14 protein-coding genes are annotated in these 16,766 nt (G+C 64.4%); 10 read left to right on the top strand and 4 right to left on the bottom strand.

What is annotated here, in order from left to right; all coding sequences use genetic code 11:
* Positions 1 to 457: 457 nt before the first annotated feature.
* The 3 genes from J1C48_RS02275 to J1C48_RS02285 form a co-directional block, all read right to left on the bottom strand.
* Positions 458 to 1,672: a porin gene (locus J1C48_RS02275; protein WP_207256016.1), complete on the bottom strand. Its 1,215-nt coding sequence runs from the start codon at positions 1,670 to 1,672 to the stop codon at positions 458 to 460.
* 516 nt (positions 1,673 to 2,188) lie between these two features.
* The gene (locus J1C48_RS02280; RefSeq protein ID WP_207256017.1) at positions 2,189 to 4,861 is read right to left on the bottom strand and encodes an ATP-binding protein; all 2,673 of its coding nucleotides are present in this window, start codon (positions 4,859 to 4,861) and stop codon (positions 2,189 to 2,191) included.
* A gap of 6 nt (positions 4,862 to 4,867) precedes the next feature.
* Positions 4,868 to 6,022, bottom strand: a complete 1,155-nt coding sequence (locus J1C48_RS02285; RefSeq protein ID WP_207256018.1) for a metallophosphoesterase family protein — start codon at positions 6,020 to 6,022, stop codon at positions 4,868 to 4,870.
* Between the two features lie 181 nt (positions 6,023 to 6,203).
* Here J1C48_RS02285 and J1C48_RS02290 point away from each other — a divergent pair, with 181 nt between their 5' ends.
* A complete protein-coding gene (locus tag J1C48_RS02290) occupies positions 6,204 to 6,731 on the top strand; it encodes a gamma carbonic anhydrase family protein (RefSeq protein ID WP_207256019.1) in 528 nt (175 codons plus the stop codon).
* A 25-nt stretch (positions 6,732 to 6,756) separates the two neighbouring features.
* A complete protein-coding gene (locus J1C48_RS02295) occupies positions 6,757 to 7,872 on the top strand; it encodes a pyridoxal phosphate-dependent aminotransferase (RefSeq protein ID WP_207256020.1) in 1,116 nt (371 codons plus the stop codon).
* A gap of 51 nt (positions 7,873 to 7,923) precedes the next feature.
* Here the strand turns inward: J1C48_RS02295 and J1C48_RS02300 are convergent, their stop codons facing one another.
* Positions 7,924 to 8,196, bottom strand: a complete 273-nt coding sequence (locus J1C48_RS02300; RefSeq protein WP_231081528.1) for a hypothetical protein — start codon at positions 8,194 to 8,196, stop codon at positions 7,924 to 7,926.
* A gap of 482 nt (positions 8,197 to 8,678) precedes the next feature.
* Between J1C48_RS02300 and J1C48_RS02305 the strand changes: the two genes are divergently transcribed.
* From J1C48_RS02305 to J1C48_RS02340, 8 genes are all read left to right on the top strand, one after another.
* Positions 8,679 to 9,017 carry a DUF2147 domain-containing protein gene (locus J1C48_RS02305; protein WP_207256021.1) on the top strand — a complete coding sequence of 113 codons (339 nt, stop codon included), beginning with the start codon at positions 8,679 to 8,681 and terminating at the stop codon, positions 9,015 to 9,017.
* Between the two features lie 195 nt (positions 9,018 to 9,212).
* Complete coding sequence (locus J1C48_RS02310) at positions 9,213 to 10,256, top strand: cysteine synthase A (RefSeq protein ID WP_207256022.1); 1,044 nt, start codon at positions 9,213 to 9,215, stop codon at positions 10,254 to 10,256.
* Positions 10,253 to 10,984 (top strand): alanyl-tRNA editing protein, encoded by a 732-nt coding sequence (locus tag J1C48_RS02315; protein ID WP_207256023.1) that lies wholly within the window; start codon positions 10,253 to 10,255, stop codon positions 10,982 to 10,984. The genes J1C48_RS02310 and J1C48_RS02315 overlap by 4 nt, the downstream gene beginning before the upstream one ends.
* Positions 10,985 to 11,133: 149 nt before the next feature.
* Positions 11,134 to 11,991, top strand: a complete 858-nt coding sequence (gene sseA, locus J1C48_RS02320; protein ID WP_207256024.1) for a 3-mercaptopyruvate sulfurtransferase — start codon at positions 11,134 to 11,136, stop codon at positions 11,989 to 11,991.
* A gap of 4 nt (positions 11,992 to 11,995) precedes the next feature.
* On the top strand, positions 11,996 to 12,544 hold the full coding sequence (locus tag J1C48_RS02325; RefSeq protein WP_207256025.1) for a GNAT family N-acetyltransferase: 549 nt from the start codon (positions 11,996 to 11,998) through the stop codon (positions 12,542 to 12,544).
* A complete protein-coding gene (locus J1C48_RS02330; protein ID WP_207256026.1) occupies positions 12,541 to 13,467 on the top strand; it encodes an ornithine cyclodeaminase family protein in 927 nt (308 codons plus the stop codon). Before J1C48_RS02325 ends, J1C48_RS02330 begins: the two co-directional genes overlap by 4 nt.
* Before the next feature lie 162 nt (positions 13,468 to 13,629).
* Positions 13,630 to 15,615, top strand: a complete 1,986-nt coding sequence (locus J1C48_RS02335) for a bifunctional 2',3'-cyclic-nucleotide 2'-phosphodiesterase/3'-nucleotidase (RefSeq protein WP_207256027.1) — start codon at positions 13,630 to 13,632, stop codon at positions 15,613 to 15,615.
* Positions 15,616 to 15,748: 133 nt separating this feature from the next.
* Complete coding sequence (locus J1C48_RS02340) at positions 15,749 to 16,753, top strand: alpha/beta hydrolase (RefSeq protein WP_207256028.1); 1,005 nt, start codon at positions 15,749 to 15,751, stop codon at positions 16,751 to 16,753.
* The last annotated feature ends 13 nt before the right edge of the window (positions 16,754 to 16,766 follow it).

A 16,766-nucleotide genomic window follows, 5' to 3' on the forward strand; every position in this document is an offset into this window, starting at 1 on the left:
AGCGCCTGAACCGCCACCATTCATTCTTTGGTCGACGGCCGTCACGATCAAGAGGCGGACGTATCAGGCGTTGACGGCTCGTGGACGAGCGTTCGTGGACGAGGCGGCGGTTCAAGAGGTGTCTGGGCAGCAATTCCCGCGCCGGCCGGATGGCAACCATCCGCCCGACCGGTTTTTGCAGGACAACAGGGCCGCCAGCCTAGACGACGGCGACAGCGACAGCGACAGATCAGATCCCTGACCGGCCGACGCGCCCGAAGCGCTCAGCTCCGCTGGGGTACCCGATCCTCGGACCCGGCCCGTCTGCCACCCTCGCTCTCCTCCAGATCGCCAAGTTTGATCTCCGCAGCGCCGCTCCCGACAGCGAGAACCTGACATGAAAGCCCGTAAACGGAGAAAGGGCCCGGCGCATCGCGCCAGGCCCTTTCATCAGATCGTTGTGTCGTTGCTGCTTCGATTAGAAGGAGCGGACGAACTGAACGAAGCCGGACAGCTGGTCGAGCTTGTCGTTCGGGAGAAGAGCGGTGTTCGCCGAGTCGAACTTGAGGTTCTTGTAGCGAATTTCCGTCAGCATGTCGAAGTTCTTGGTGATCTCGTAGCCGACGTTGCCGACGAGCTCGTAGTACTTGCCCTTGCCGAGATTGACGTTCGCACCGTAGATGTCGAAGGTCTGGCCATAGGCGCCGGAAACCGCAACACCGAGCTTGCCGAACTGCTGAGCGTAGCCAGCACCAGCCTGCCACTTAACCGGCAGCGTGTCGAACAGGCTCGGCACAGCGTAAACGTTGGCGCCGATGTTCGGGCTGACCGTGGTGCCGTCGAACAGGCTGATCTGCGAGTAGACCGAAGGATCGAAAGCGTAGCTGCCCTCAACCTTGAACTGCGAGTCGGTCGCAATCAGATCCTTCAGGGTCACGCCAGCCTTCAGAGCGAAAGCGTCGTCCTTGCCCTGAACGCCGATCGAGTTAGCCGAAGCGAGCTGGAAGGTATCCTGCTTCTCGTCATAAGAGGCAGCGAGGTAAGCCGCACCCCAGCCGCCTTCGTACTTGACGAGGCCGACGACGTTCGGGGTCCAGTTGGCATTGCCGTCGTCTTCGACCGACAGCGAGGCCGACAGACCGTTCGCAGCATAGGTGTAGGAGATGCGGTTCGTCTTGAAGTCACCAACAGCGAGGTCGGTGTCAGTCAGCACGCCGTCTTCCGTGGTCCAGAGGCTGTCCAGGTAACCCATGGTCAGACCACCCAACTGGATGTAGGCCTGGTCCATCGAGTAGCCGGCGTTGTTCGAGTTAGCACCGAACGTGTTGGTCGCCTGAACGCGAGCGAAAGCACGCAGCGTGCCGTACTCGGTCTCTTCACGGGCGTCGAAGTTCAGACGAGCGCGAACCTGCGAGAGAACCTGGTAGTTGTTGCCGTTCTCGTTAGCCAGGAACTGGTTACCGAAGTCGTCCTCGATCTTGCCGAAAGCGCTGATCTTGTAACGAACGTAACCGCTGACCGACAAGCAGGTCTCGGTGCCGGGGATGTAGTAAAAGCCGGTGCCGTAGACGTCGCAAACCTTGACGTAGTTGGCGGGTTCCGGCGCGACCGGCACGATGACGTCCGCAGCGCGGGCGCCGGAAACTGCGGCGAGGGCCGCAGCGGAGCCGAGAAGAAGGCTCTTGATGTTCATGTCCTGACCTCCAGTCAATTTTATAGGTAAGGGTTGGGCCTTTGTTGAAGGGCGTCCTTCCCTGCCCCATCCCCTCTGCGAAAGTCCGAAGCCGTCTGCCCCCGCGATCTTTCTGAAGGCGACAATATCCACACCGGGAATCGATGCAATCGCATAACTGCCACACTTGCCCTCTTGAGACGCTTTGGACACACCCCTGTTGCGAGGATGCCACTTTTTCGTTCACCAGCCGGTAACCAACGGCCGGTTTCGCGCTGATTTCGACCGTTCCGCCTGCGATTTTGGGGCTCAGGCGCCGCGGGGCGCGCCCGTTTGCCGCCACATCCCAGACCCCGAGGTCCTTGCATCACGACGCGGTCGAGCGTCGAAGCTTTCGCCGGGCTTGCGACAGTCGGTTTCGGAAGCGGCGCCGGAGCGCTCATACGCCGATCCCAATCGACGACGCAGCGGCGAATCAGGCGAGAATCACCAATCAAGAGTTATTCTCGCCTCGATGCCGCGAGCCGCCGCGGCCGTTCACAAGCGGAACATCGGCGCGCCGAGGTCGCGAAAGTCGCGTTCGCGGCAGGTCAACACGATCACCTGTAGATCGCGGGCCGCCTCGCGCAGGACGGCATGCATGCGATCGAGCCGGATCTCGTCGGTGTTGACCAAGGCGTCATCGAGAATGACCGTTGCCGGATGACCACCTTGCTTCAACACCTGCGCCAAGGCCAAACGGGTGACGACCGCCACCTGCTCGCGTGCGCCCGCGGACAGGCGCTCGAAGCGCTCTGCAATGCCGGCCCGACGCAGAGCCTTCAGTTCGAGTGTCTCTTCGTCGAGATCGACATCGCTGTTCGGATGGAGGAGCTTCAGATAGGGGGCGACACGGGTCTTGATCGGTCCCAGCCAATGCTCGCGCGCGGCCCGCTGGGCCTCGACCAGCGTGGTATAGAGAAGTCGCGCGGCGTCGGCTTCGAGGGCGACACGAGCCCGCCAGCGTTCGAGATCGGCGATCGACTCCTTTAGACGCTGCACCGCCTCGCCGATGCCGCTGCCGCCGACAACCCGCACTTCGCCCTCAAGACCGAGGCAGTCCTCGCGCAATTGCCGGACTGTCTCGCTGATTTGCCGGAGCGTCTTTTCTGCCGCCTGACGACGGGCTTTTGCCGCCTCGGGCCCTTCCGCGTCATGGTCGGCGCGGTGGCGCGCGACGCGCGCACGCTTGGCCTCGCAATCGGCGTCGGCGTCGGCAAGACGGTCCTGCAGCCGCGCGCGAGAGGCGGCACGCTGAGTCTCGGCGCTCTCTTCCGCCAGGCGCTCAAGCCGCATCTGCAAATGATGGCACTCGCTTTCGGCCGCGACCCGGCTGAGCGTCATGGCCTCGCTTTCGCTCTGGGCGGCGGCCAAGGCGCGATCGGCAGCTTCGGCCGCGCGGCGCGCCTTGTCCAATGCGGCGAGACGCGCGTCCCCATCGCCATCGACATCATTGTTCTGCAGCGACAGCTCGGCCTTCGCCTCGCCCCGCGCCGAGGCAAGCGCGGCCTCGAGTCGCCGGACCGCCGCCTCTGCCGCATCGCGGCGCGCGCGCTCGGCATCCAGTCCATGCGGCACGATCGCATCACGGCGAGCGGCAAGCAGATTGAGGTCACCGTGAAGAGTCTGGCGTTTGGTCAATAAAAGCCGCGCTGCGTCCAGGCTGGCTGCGCCGGCCTGCTTGAGCAGCGCATCGCGGGCGTCTTCCGCGCGCTGCTTGGCGGCGTCGAGATTGGCCGCGCCGCCGCCCGGCTCGACGAGCACCGCGCCAAAGCCATCAAGCTGAAAGCGGCTCGGGGTGACGACCCGCTCGCTGTGGCCGGGCGTTACGGCTTTTCCGTCCGGCCCGATGACACCACCAGCGCCGTCCGGCTCAAACGTCACGGCGGGCGCGGCAACCTGAAGCCGGATTTCGCAATCGCGGAGCTGACGCTCGGCCTCGTCCAAAGCGCTGAGCGTCTTATCATCCATCGCGATCGCATCGCGCTGCCCGCTGAGAGCACGGATCTCTTCACTCAGCGCTTCGGCCGCGGCAACGGTGTCGGTCAATCGCCGGAACTCCGCCTGGTCACGCGTGAGTGCGATCTGCATGCGATCGATCTCGTGGCGCGACTCCGCCTGTTTCAACGCATGCCGGGTCACCTCGCGGGCCGCTCTGGCGCGGCTCACCGCAGCCACCGCCTCGCGCGCCGCGGCATCGATCGTCGCATGCTCGGCCGCCGCCGCCGCATAGGCCGTCCGCGTTTCCTCAACCTCGCGCAACAGCGCGTCGCGCCGGCGCAGCGCGTCGAGGGCGGCCAGACGGATCGCCTCGGCCTGTCGCAGCGCGCCCTCCGCGGCTTGCCATTCCCGGTCGCGGTCTTCCGCCCGCCGCACCGCCGTTTCGGCCGCACGCAGGGCCTCGCCAGCCTTCTCAACCGTCCCGGCCTCTTCATAGCCTTTGAGCGCGCGGCGCCGATCGTCCAGCCGCTTCAGCTTCTGGTCCAGATCGGCGAAGGCGGCGCGCTTTTCATCAAGCTCCTGGCGCGCAGCGCCAAGCTCGTCGTCGATCGCCTTCAACGGCGCATTTCCGGCAATCCGGCCGGTGGCGGTAAAGTGCCGGTCGTTCAGCGCCTTGGCAGCGCCGATCAGCGCACGGCCTCGCTCGCCGCCAAGAATGGTGCCGACCTCGCCTTCCAAAGAGGCGGTGACCGCGTCGCGCCCGGCCCCGATATCGAGACCGGCGTTGGAGCGCCCTTGCTCGACCCACAGCACACCGAAGGCGCCCTGATGCTCGGTGAGCTTGGAATCGCCGCGCCCCGGATGGGTGAAGCCGAGCAGCGCGGCAAGTTTTTCCTCGACCGCGTCGCCGGTCACGGGCTTCGGCCAAGGGCCATCGAGTTCGGCCGACGGGCGGGTCCAGAAACTCTTGGCGAGACGATAATCCGTTCCGGCCAGCGAGAAGGCGACACAAACCGTCGGCCGCCCCTCGCCACCATAGGGCAGGAACGCCTCCACGGTTTCCCCCCGACCTCGGAATTTTTGGAAAAACGCCGCCCGCAGCGCCTTCAAAAGCGTCGACTTGCCGGCCTCATTGTCGCCGACGACAACATTCAGCCCGGGATCAAGCCCCTCCAATGACGCATCGTCGAGATTGGCGAACTCACGGACAGCGAGCGACTTCAAATACATGGCTCGTCAGCGCTCCGTCCCGGCCACGCGGCGATGTTCGACATAGGCCATGCGGATCGCCAGCCGCGCCGCCTCGCGTTCTGGGTCTGCAGGATCATCCGCCTTGGCCCGCAAAGTTTCGATCGCCGTGCGCACGAAGCCCGACAGATCGATGCGGTCGAGATCGTCGTCGTCGGGCTCGTCGAACAGATCGTCGTCGCGAAGATCGAGAATAAAGAAGCGCTCGCGCCATTCGGCCAGGATTTCGTCGAGCCGCACCCGTTCGCGTAACGGCAATGCGCCGGTAAGCGTCAGCTTGAGGAGGGTATGGCCCGGCTCTTCAAAGCCCGCCAAAACGGCCTCCAGGCCGTCGACTGCGCCGTCGAGCCGCTCGCTGCGGGCTACCCAATTATAACGGGCAACCGGCACGCGCTCGATGCGCGGCGCTTCCCCCGGGCCATCGATCTCGACCAGGGCGACGAATCCGGGGGCGTTCGCCGGATAGCGGTCGGGCTCCGGCGTCCCGGCATAAGCGGTCCTCGGGGCAATCTCGGCGAGAAAGCCGTGCCAGTCGCCAAGCGCGAGATAATCGAGATGGGCGGTCAGGGCGCGGGTTTCGGCGATCGGATTGCCGGCCTCGGCGGCCTCGGGCAACCGGTTCTCCAGCGCGCCATGGGCCAGTCCGACCCGGATCGCGCCGGCGGGCGTTTCGGCGGCGTCGAACCAGCCGGTCAAATCCGCGCCCTCCTGGCGCCGCATAAGCGGTGCCGGCAAGACGAAGAGCCGGCCATCAAGCAGGGCGAGAGGCTCCGGCTCGTCGGCGATGATGAGATTTTGCAGCCCGCGACGGGCACCGAGGGCGCGGACGCGCTCCCAGACACTGCCGGTGATTGCCGCGTCGTGATTGCCCGGCAGAAACACCCAAAGGCCGCCGAACGCCTTCATCTGATCGAGCACGCGATTGACGTCCCGCTCGGCGACGGTGTTGTCGTCGAAGGCGTCGCCCGCAACGAGGATGGCGTCGACGCGGCGATCACGGGCGAGCGCCGCGATGGTGCCGACCGCGGCGAAACGGGCGCTCTTGAGTTCCACGCGCCGCTCTTCGTCGAACCCGCCGAACGGCTTGCCGATCTGCCAGTCGGCGGTGTGGAGAAGCCGGATCATCGCGTCTTTTCGGCCCATGAAAGCGTCATTGCGCCGGACCGTGCCTTTCCATCACGCGGCAGGCAAGGGCCAGCCTCAATCTTTTCAACGGCATTCTCGCTGATCGCGGCGATCCTTCGCGCCGAAGATCAACCGGCGGCTTGACCCTTAAGGCTTCCTCCGCGCAATGATCGCGGCAAGGATGTTAGGGAGGACGACAATGCCGGTCTATCAGTTGGGGGACGATCGCCCCGAAATCGCCGCGGGCGCGTTCATCGCCCCGAATGCCCAGGTGATCGGCCGGGTGCGGCTTGGCGCCGGCGTCAGCGTCTGGTTCGGCGCCGTCATCCGCGGCGACAACGAATGGATCGAGATCGGCGAAGCGACCAACATCCAGGATAACGCCGTCCTGCACAGCGACATGGGCTCACCGCTGACGATCGGCGCTGGCTGCACCATCGGCCACAGCGCGATCGTCCATGGCTGCCACGTGGCGGACAACGTCCTCATCGGCATGGGCGCGACGATCCTCAACGGCGCGGCGATCGGGGCGAATTCGATCGTCGGGGCCAACGCGCTCGTCACCGAGAACAAGACCTTCGAGCCGAATGCGCTGATCGTCGGCGCCCCCGCCAAGGCGATCCGCAGCCTCGACGAGACCGCCGCGGAGGCGTTGCGGCAGTCGGCGCGCCATTACCGGGCCAATGGCGGGCGTTTTGCCGCCGGGCTGACGCTGATCGCCGAATAACGCTGCCCGCTCATCGGACCCCGCCATGCCGCTCTTTACCGACCTTGCCCGCTCGCTGCCCGCCACCGTGCCTTTCGTCGGCCCGGAAGCCCTCGAACGCCAGATGGGGATACGCTTCAAAGCCCGCCTCGGCGCCAATGAAAGCGTCTTCGGCCCGTCCCCGAAGGTTCTCGACGCGATGGCGAAGGCTGCGGCCGAGAGCTGGGCCTACGGTGATCCGGAGCAGTATGCCCTGAAAAGCGCGCTTGCCGAGCATCACGGCATCGACCGAGCCAACATCGCCATCGGCGAAGGCATCGACGGCCTGCTCGGACTTTTGGTCCAGCTAACGGTCGAGCCGGGCGACACCGTCGTCACCTCGCTCGGCGCCTATCCGACCTTCAACTATCACGTCGCCGGCCATGGCGGGACGCTGGACTTCGTGCCGTACCGATCCGACGATCACGAGGATCCGGAGGCGCTGATCGCGCGGGCCAAAGCCCTTCGCCCAAAACTTCTTTATTTCGCCAATCCGGACAATCCGACCGGAAGCGTCCACGACGCCGCGGTGATCGAGCGGCTGATCGCCGAGACGCCCGAGGAGACGATTCTCGTCCTCGACGAAGCCTATAGCGACCTCGCGCCGCCAAGTGCTCTGCCGCCGATCGACCGGATGCGGCCCAATCTGCTGCGCTTTCGCACCTTCTCCAAAGCCTATGGCATGGCCGGCGTGCGCGTCGCCTACGTCGTCGGCGAGCCAGATGCGATCGTCCAGTTCGACAAGGTCCGCAATCATTTCGGCGTCTCACGCATCGCCCAGGCGGGCGCACTCGCGGCGCTTGAGGATCAAGCCTATCTCGAAGCGGTGACGACCAAGATCGCGGACGCGCGCGACAGGTTGGCCGCGATCGCCCGGCGCGCGAATATGACGCCACTGCCGTCCGCGACCAATTTCGTCGCGATCGATTGCGGCGGCGACGGCGACTATGCCCGAGCGTTGCTGTCGGCCGTTCTGAAACGCGGCGTGTTCATCCGCATGCCGGGTGTCGCACCCCTCGATCGGATGATCCGCGTCTCGGCCGGACGGCCGGCCGATCTGGCCCTTTTCGAAGACGCACTGCTGGCCGCGATCGATCAGGTCGGGCGACCGAAGGTCACCTGAGACGGGCGGCGCGCGCGCCTCGCAGGCGCCGCCTCCGGCACGAGCAACCGCTCAATGCAGGCTCAGCCAGTGGCGCGCGGCTTTCAGCGCTTGCACGATCTCGGCCCTGGTCATCTGTTGCGCCACGTCCTGACGATAGACCGCGGCGCCGGCCGCACCCTTGCGGTCCGCGAGGTTGAAATACATGTGGGCGCTGACGAGGTCGACGCCGCCGTCCCGCCCCAGCGCGGCGCGCATGCCGAGATCCACCAACAGATCGGCCTCGACATAGGCGCCGCCATTTTCGACGCTCGCCAGAAACCCTTGTATGTCGATGTGTGCCATGATCCCTGTCCCGTTTTGTTTTCTTATGGGAAGGATCGTCGCATCTTGTTTTGAAGCGTCGCTTAAAATTTGAAATGAATCCGAAATTAAAAATAACTATCGGCGAAATGGTCAACAAATTCTGACCACTCCTGGAATTGTCCTGAAACAAGACCCCATGAACACGCGTCATTGCAGCTCGTCATTCACGTTTCCGGGAGAAAAATTCCGTAGGGGAATAAGGTTTTTATATAAGCCAACAAAGATCTCTCCTGATCACCAAATCGCCACATCGATCAGATCAATGGCCGGCCAATACAGGGACGTGAATCGCCAGGCGTCATCACCGACGTCGCGCTCGAGTGATTGAGCGCCGGTTCCACGACGAATTCCCTTCGCCGCCGCGCCGTCTTTTGCGTTTCGACCGGCATCGCTCTGCAGTCTGGCAGAAAGGTCAAGGGTCAGGACAGATCGTGCCCAACCGACCGAAAAGGACCGAATTGATGAAGACATTCGTTCTTGCCGCCGCTCTTGCCGCCACCCTAGCCGTGCCGGCCGTTTCAGCCGAACCGATCCTTGGCAAGTGGCGCGCGCCCGGCGGGGGCATCGTCCGGGTGAGCACCTGCGGCGGCGGCTATTGCGCGACGGTGATTTCCGGCGAGCACAAGGGCAAATCAGTCGGCCGCATGTCCGGCACCGGCGGCGAATATGCCGGTGAGGTCACCGATCCCCGTGACAATCGCACCTATTCCGGGACAGCCCGCGTCAGCGCGACCCAGCTGAAGCTGACCGGCTGCGCTCTGAAGATCTTCTGCAAGACGCAGGTCTGGACCCGTATCTGATCGTCCCCCGGTCGCCGGCGGACGACCAAGCTTGCAATGCATCGATGGAACGGTCGGGCGAGTCCCGCGACGGTCTGAGCCAGTGAAGGACCCATGTCGCGTCATGGCGCTCGACAGGCCGTCTCTCGTCCTTGCCTTCGCTGCCGCCCGCCCATAATTTGCGGAGCATCTGCCGTTCTCCTTGCGATCGATTCCATGACCTTGCGCCTCAATTCCGTCCTCGATGCCATCGGCAACACGCCGCTCATCCGCCTCAATCGCGCGTCGGAGGAGACCGGGTGCGAGATCTACGGCAAGGCGGAGTTCCTCAATCCCGGCCAGTCGGTGAAGGATCGCGCCGGCCTGTTCATCATCCGCGACGCGGAGGAAAAGGGCCTGCTCGCGCCGGGCGGGCTGATCGTCGAGGGCACCGCCGGCAACACTGGCATCGGCCTGTCGCTGGTCGCCAAGGCGCTCGGTTATCAGACGGTCATCGTCATCCCCAAGACCCAGAGCGAAGAAAAGAAGGACGCCCTGCGTCTGATGGGCGCTGAACTGATCGAGGTGCCGGCGGTCCCTTACAAAAATCCCAATAATTATGTGAAGCTCTCCGGCCGTCTCGCCGACCAGCTCGCCAAGACCCATCCGGCGGGCGCGATCTGGGCCAATCAGTTCGACAACACCGCCAATCGCGACGGTCACGTCGTGACGACGGCCGAAGAGATCTGGCACCAGAGCGGCGGCGACATCGACGGCTTCATCTGCGCCGTCGGCACCGGCGGCACGCTGGCCGGCACGGCGATGGGCCTGAAGCGCCATTCCGGCCGGATCAAGATCGGCATCGCCGATCCGATGGGCGCGGCGCTCTACAGCTATTATACGAGCGGGGCGCTGAAATCCGAAGGCAGCTCGATCACCGAGGGCATCGGCCAGGGCCGCATCACCGCCAATCTCGAAGGATTCGAGCCGGACTTCGCCTATCAGATCCCCGACGAGGAAGCGCTGAAGATCGTCTTCGCTCTGGTCGAGGAAGAGGGTCTCTGCCTTGGCGGCTCCTCCGGCATCAACATCGCCGGCGCCATCCGCATGGCCAAGGATCTCGGCCCCGGCCACACCATCGTGACGATCCTCTGCGACTACGGCAATCGCTACCAGTCGAAGATGTTCAATCCCGCCTTCCTGAAGGAAAAAGGGCTGCCGATCCCTGGCTGGATCGGCCGCAAGCCGGAATTCGACGTGCCCTTCGAGCCGGTCGAATGACCGAAGCGCTGTTTCGCGACGACGCCTATCTCTCCACCGTCGAGGCGACTGTCACCGGGCTTCGCGACGATGGCGGGATTGTCCTCGATCGGACGGTGTTTTATGCCACCTCGGGCGGCCAGCCGGGCGATACCGGACATTTCGAGCGCGCCGACGGAACACTCATCAAGATCGACGCGACCATCACCGGCGAGACCAAGGCAGACATCGTTCATCTGCCAGAGGCCGGTCAGCCGGCGCCGGCGATCGGCGAGACCCTCGTTCTCCATATCGACTGGAAGCGCCGCTACAAGCTGATGCGCATGCACACCGCCTGCCATATCCTCTCGGTCGTGCTGCCCTATCCGATCACCGGCGCCGCGGTCGGCGAAGACGAAAGCCGCGTCGATTTCGATCTGTCCGAAGCCAGCGCCGACAAGACCGAACTCACCGACAAGATGATGGCGATCGTGACCGCCAACCATCCGATCTTCACCCGCTGGATCACCGATGCCGAACTCGACGCCAATCCAGGCCTCGTCAAATCGGCCAACGTCAAGCCGCCGCGTGGGCTCGGCCGCATCCGCCTCGTCTGCATCGGCGAGGACGGCGCGGTCGACACCCAGCCCTGCGGCGGCACCCACGTCTCGGAGACCCAGGAGGTCGGCGATATCCACATCGGCAAGATCGAGAAAAAGGGCAAGGAGAACCGCCGCTTCCGCATCCGCTTCGGCGCGCCGCCGGCCTGATGCCGCCCTGGGCTCCAGCCACAAACCTGGCATGCGCGATAGCAAGGACGCCTTTGCCCGGATATGACCCGACAATTCGGTCAGCTCTTGGCTGACCGCCTCTCGATCGCCATTATCGTTCCCTGTTTCCGGCATTATATTTCGGTTTCATGACACAAAATCCGTTCCTCATCTCGCCGCAGGATCTCGCTGATGTCATTGGCCGCGACGGCCTCTCGATCGTCGATGCCTCCTGGTATCTGCCGGCGCAGAACCGCTTCGCCAAAGCCGAATATGCGGCCGGCCACGTGCCCGGCGCGGTGTTCTTCGATCAGGACGACATCGTCGATCCGACCTCGAATCTGCCGCACACCCTACCGAACGCGGCGATCTTTGCCGAAAAGGTCGGCGCCCTCGGCCTCTCGGACACCGATACGATCGTCGTCTATGACGGCATGGGCGTCTTTTCGGCGCCGCGCGTCTGGTGGATGTTCCGCACCTTCGGCGCCAAGGACGTGCGGCTTCTCGACGGCGGCTTTCCCGACTGGCAGGCGGCTGGCCTGCCGATCGAGATCGAGACACCGCCAATCGATCCGGCGCGGTTCAGCGCGCAGCTCGACGAAGACGCGGCCGTGTTCCTGCCGGCGATGAAGGCGATCGTCGCCGAGGGGGCGATGCAGATCGCCGACGCCCGCCCGGCCGAGCGCTTCGCCGGGGTGGCGCCAGAGCCGCGTCAGGGCGTGCGGGCCGGTCACATGCCGGGCGCCTATAGCCTGCCCTTCCTTTCACTGACCGAAGACGGCCGCCTCAAATCGCCCGAGGATCTGCGCAAGGCTTTCGCGGCGGCTGGCATCGATCCGGACCGCCCGGTGGTGACGAGCTGCGGCTCCGGCGTGACAGCGGCGGTGATCAATCTCGCCTTGGAAAGCCTCGGCAACCGGCAGTCCAAGCTTTATGACGGTTCCTGGACCGAATGGGGCTCGGCGGCCGATACCCCCGTCGAAACCGGCCCGCGCCCAGGGTCGTGAGCCGATGCGCCTCATCCGCACCCGCGTCACCAGCCTGGAAATGTACATCCGCCCCAACGCCCTCGTGCCGATGCCGGAGGGCGGCGGCACGCTGGCGATCGCCGAGGCGCGCCAGATGCCGGTGGCGGAGTATCGCACCCTCTATCGCAGGGTCGGCGCCGCCCATCACTGGACCTCGCGGCTTGTTTCCGACGATCGGCTGAAGCGCGAGATCCATTCGATCGACACGCGCATTTTCGTCATGACCGTGGATGGCCGCCGGGCTGGCTGGTTCGAACTCGATGTGCGACGCGCCATCGGCGAGGTCCGGATCGTTCATTTCGGCCTGTTGCCGGAGTTTCGCGGCCGGGGCCTTGCCCATGTCATGCTGTCGCGGGCGATCTGGAGCGCCTTTGCCAGCGGCCCGAAGCGGGTGACGATCGAGACCAACACGCTCGATCATCCGGCGGCGCTGGGGCTCTATCAAAAGCACGGCTTTCGGCCCTATGCGGTGCGGGATGTGCAAACGCCGGCGATCGAATCCCTGCAGGAACCCATGCGAGCTCTGACATGAAGACGATCGCTTTTGATCCGGCCGACAGCCAATTGACCTGGACCGCCGTCGTCGACGCGCTGGACGCTGGCCATCGCGAAGCCAAGCCTTCGATCGGCGATCTGCTGATCGGCAGCGGCGAGAACAGCTTGCTGACCCGCACGGCCTGGATCGAGGGCTTCGGCATCGCGCTCAAATCGATGAGCGTCTTTCCGGGCAACCCGCGTGCCGATCCGCCGCGCCCCTCTGTCCAGGGCAGCATGCTGCTTTTCGATCCCGAGACCGGCGCCCCGAGCGCGTTGATCGACGGCCCGCTCGTCACCAAATGGAAGACCGTCGGCGATTCGCTGCTCGGCGCCCGGCTGCTCGCCAATCCCAAACCCAAAACGCTGCTCGTCTGCGGCGCGGGCACGGTCGCAGCCCATCTCGTCGAGGGCTATCCGGCGCTGTTTCCGACGATCGAGACCATCCTCGTCTGGAACCGCACCACCAAGCGGGCCGAGCAGTTGGTCGACGCCGCGTCCGGCGGTGCGGTGACGATCTGCGTTGCGGCCGATCTCGAAGCGGCGGCCGGCGAGGCCGACATCGTCACCTGCGCGACGCTCGCCAAGGAGCCGTTCCTCAAGGGCGCCTGGCTGAAAGCCGGCGCCCATGTCGACCTCATCGGCGCCTATACGCCACAAATGCGCGAAGCCGACGACACGGTGCTTAGCCGCGGCGAGCTGTTCGTCGATTCGCGCCAGACCACCATCGGCCATATCGGCGAGATTCAGATCCCGCTCGACGAAGGCGCGATCACCCGCGACGACATTCGCGGCGATCTTTACGATCTTGTGGCCGGCAAAGCCGGTCGCAGCGGGCCGGACGCCATCACCGTGTTCAAGAATGGTGGCGGCGCTCATCTCGATCTGATGGTCGGCAGGCTGATCGAAAAGATCGCTTGAGCCGGCTCGCAGCGCTGCCGCAGCCAGGTGTTTTCGCGACACAGACGTCGTCAAATCATCATGCGACATCGCCGCGCTCATGGCGTAACGTAAGAGCCTGATGGCGATCATCGACCGTTCATTTCCGGCCCGTCGCCGAGACCCGATCGAAGGAAGCGCTTCATGTCCGATCCCCAGCGGCACGCTTTGTCTCGTCGCCATTTCCTCGCCGGCTCGGCCGCGCTCGGCGCCGCCGTCGTGCTGCATCCCTATTCGGTGCGCGCGGCCGCCAATCAGGCCCATCTACGGCTGATGGAAACGACGGACATCCACGTCAACGTCTATCCTTACGATTACTACGCCGACAAACCATCGGACACGGTGGGCCTGGCGCGCACGGCTGCGATCATCAAGGAGATCCGCGCCGAGGCCAAGAACGCCATGCTGTTCGACAATGGCGATTTCCTGCAGGGCAATCCGATGGGCGACTACGTCGCCTATCAGCGCGGCATGAAAGACGGCGACATCCATCCCGTCATCGCCGCGATGAACGTGTTGAAATACGAGGCCGGCACCCTCGGCAATCACGAATTCAATTACGGCCTGCCCTTCCTCGACAAGGTGATGGCGGGGGCGAATTTCCCCTATTGCTGCGCCAATCTCGTCAAAGGCAAGCTCGCCGCGACACCGCTTGAGGATACGCTCTATCTGCCACCCTATCGCGTCCTCGATCGCACGATCGAACTCGGCGACGGGACGAAGAAAAAGATCCGGATCGGCGTCATCGGCTTCGTGCCGCCACAGATCATGACCTGGGATCAGCAAAATCTTCAGGGCAAGGTCGACACCCGAGGCATCGTCGAAGCGGCCGAGGCCTGGGTGCCGAAGCTGCGGGCCGAAGGCGTCGATCTGGTTCTGGCGCTGTCTCATTCCGGCATTGCCGCGAACGACCCGAACGACGAGAAGCCGGAAAACGCTTCGCTACAGTTGGCCAAGGTCAAGGGCATCGATGTCGTCTTCACCGGCCACCAGCATCTTCGCTTTCCGGGCGAAAAGGATTTTCAAGACATTGCGGACGCCGATCCGAAGAAAGGCACGCTTGCCGGCAAGCCGGCGGTGATGGCCGGCTTCTGGGGCTCCGATCTCGGCCTTGTCGACCTGCTGCTCGAACATGACGGGACGGGCTGGCGGATCGCTGACTTCTCCACCGAGCTCCGACCGATCTACGAGCGGGCGGAAAAGACCGTCACGCCGACGGTGGCAAGCGACCAGCCGGTGCTCGACGCCGCCCGCAAGGATCACGAGGCGACGCTCACCTATGTTCGCACGCCGGTCGGCAAGACCTCGGCGCCGCTGTTTTCCTATTTCGCGCTGGTCGCCGACGATCCCTCGGTGCAAATCGTCAATCAGGCGCAGACCTGGTACATGCGCGAAATCCTGAAACCGACGGAATTTGGCAAGCTGCCGCTGCTCTCGGCCGCCGCGCCGTTCAAGGCCGGTGGTCGCGGCGGGCCGGACTATTACACCGATGTTCCCGCCGGGCCGATCGCGATCAAGAATGTCGCCGATCTTTATCTTTATCCGAACACCGTCAGGGCGGTGAAGATCACCGGCGCCGACGTCAAGGAATGGCTGGAGATGTCGGCCGGCATGTTCCGCCGGATCGAAGCCGGCAGGAGCGACCAGCCGCTGCTGGCCGACGATTTCCCATCCTACAATTTCGACGTCATCGACGGCGTCACCTATCTGATCGACGTAACGAAGCCGGCTAAGTATACCGCCGAAGGCAAAGTCGCCGATGCCGGCGCCGCACGCATCCGCGATCTGAAATTCGACGATCAGCCGATCGATCCCAAGCAGGAATTCATCGTCGCGACCAACAATTACCGGGCGAGCGGCGGCGGCCATTTCCCCGGCATTTCCGAAGATAAGATCGTCTATGTCGCCCCGGATGCAAACCGCGACGTGATCGTGCGCTACATCCACCAGAAGGGCACGATCAATCCGTCGGCCGACGCCAACTGGCGCTTTGCCCCGGTCGCCAAGACCAGCGCGGTGTTCGAAACCGGGCCGAAGGCAAAAGACTATGTCGGCCAGGTCAAGGGCGTCACGATCAAGCCGACGGGCAAAGAGAAGGACGGCTTCGCGCTCTACCAGATCACCCTGTGACGCAATGACCACCACGGCGCGGGCGCAGGCGGCATGCATGCCCGCGTCCTTTGCTCGCCTCCCACGCGTCCTTTGATCGTGAGACGATCCGCGCTATGGCTGGCCGGACGGCATGCCAAGCGGACCTGAATCCTTGATCCTACGTATCGTCTTCGCCCTCGTTCTCCTCCTCGCGATCGTGCTGGGCGGGCTCTGGCTCTTCGGCCCGCGCGAGCCCGTCGATCTGACGGTGCATTTCGACCCGACGAAGATCGGGTCGGACGCGGACGCCTATCTCGCGCGTGAGGAAGCCAATATTCCAAATCTCAGGCCCTGGTCGAAGAAGGAAATCATCTGGGCCTATCCGAAGTCGCGGGCCAAAACGCCGCTGTCGGTCGTCTATATTCACGGCTTTTCCGCCGATAAGGCGGAGACCCGGCCACTGGCCGACGAGGTCGCCAAAGCGCTGAAGGCCAATCTCTTCTACACCCGCCTGTCCGGCCATGGCCGCGACGGTGCGGCGATGGAGCAGGTCAGCGTCAACGACTGGGTGAACGATCTCGCCGAGGCGATGGCGATCGGCCGGGACATCGGCTCGAAGGTGATCGTCATCGGGACTTCCACCGGCGGCACGCTGGCAACCCTCGGCACGACTCTTCCCGGCATGATGAAGGACACCGAAGGCCTGGTGCTGGTCTCGCCGAACTTTGCCATCAACGACCGCTGGGCGTTCCTGCTCGACATGCCCTTCGCCCGCAAGCTGCTGCCACTGATCGGCGGCAAGACCTACGGCTTTCAGCCGCTGAACGAGGGCCAGGCCAAGCATTGGACCACGCGCTATCCGATCGGTGCGCTGGCGCCGATGGCAGCTCTGGTCAGAGCCGCGCGCAACCTCGATCTGTCAAAAGCCAAGCCGCTGCCGCTCTTGATGCTGTATTCGCAACAAGATCAGGTGGTCGACCCCGATGCCAGCGACGCCTTCGTGGCGAAATGGCCCGGCCCGCACCAAGTGATCGACGTCCCGGTGTCGGGCGATCCCTTCCACCATGTCATTGCCGGCGACATTCTCTCGCCGAAGACGACAAGCGAACTGGCTGAGCGCATTGTCGCCTGGGCCGAGGCGTTGCCGGACGCAAAGGCCACGGCCGACAAGCCCTGACCCGATACGGCCG

This window comes from Jiella flava (assembly GCF_017349315.1).
Taxonomy (GTDB): domain Bacteria; phylum Pseudomonadota; class Alphaproteobacteria; order Rhizobiales; family Rhizobiaceae; genus Jiella; species Jiella flava.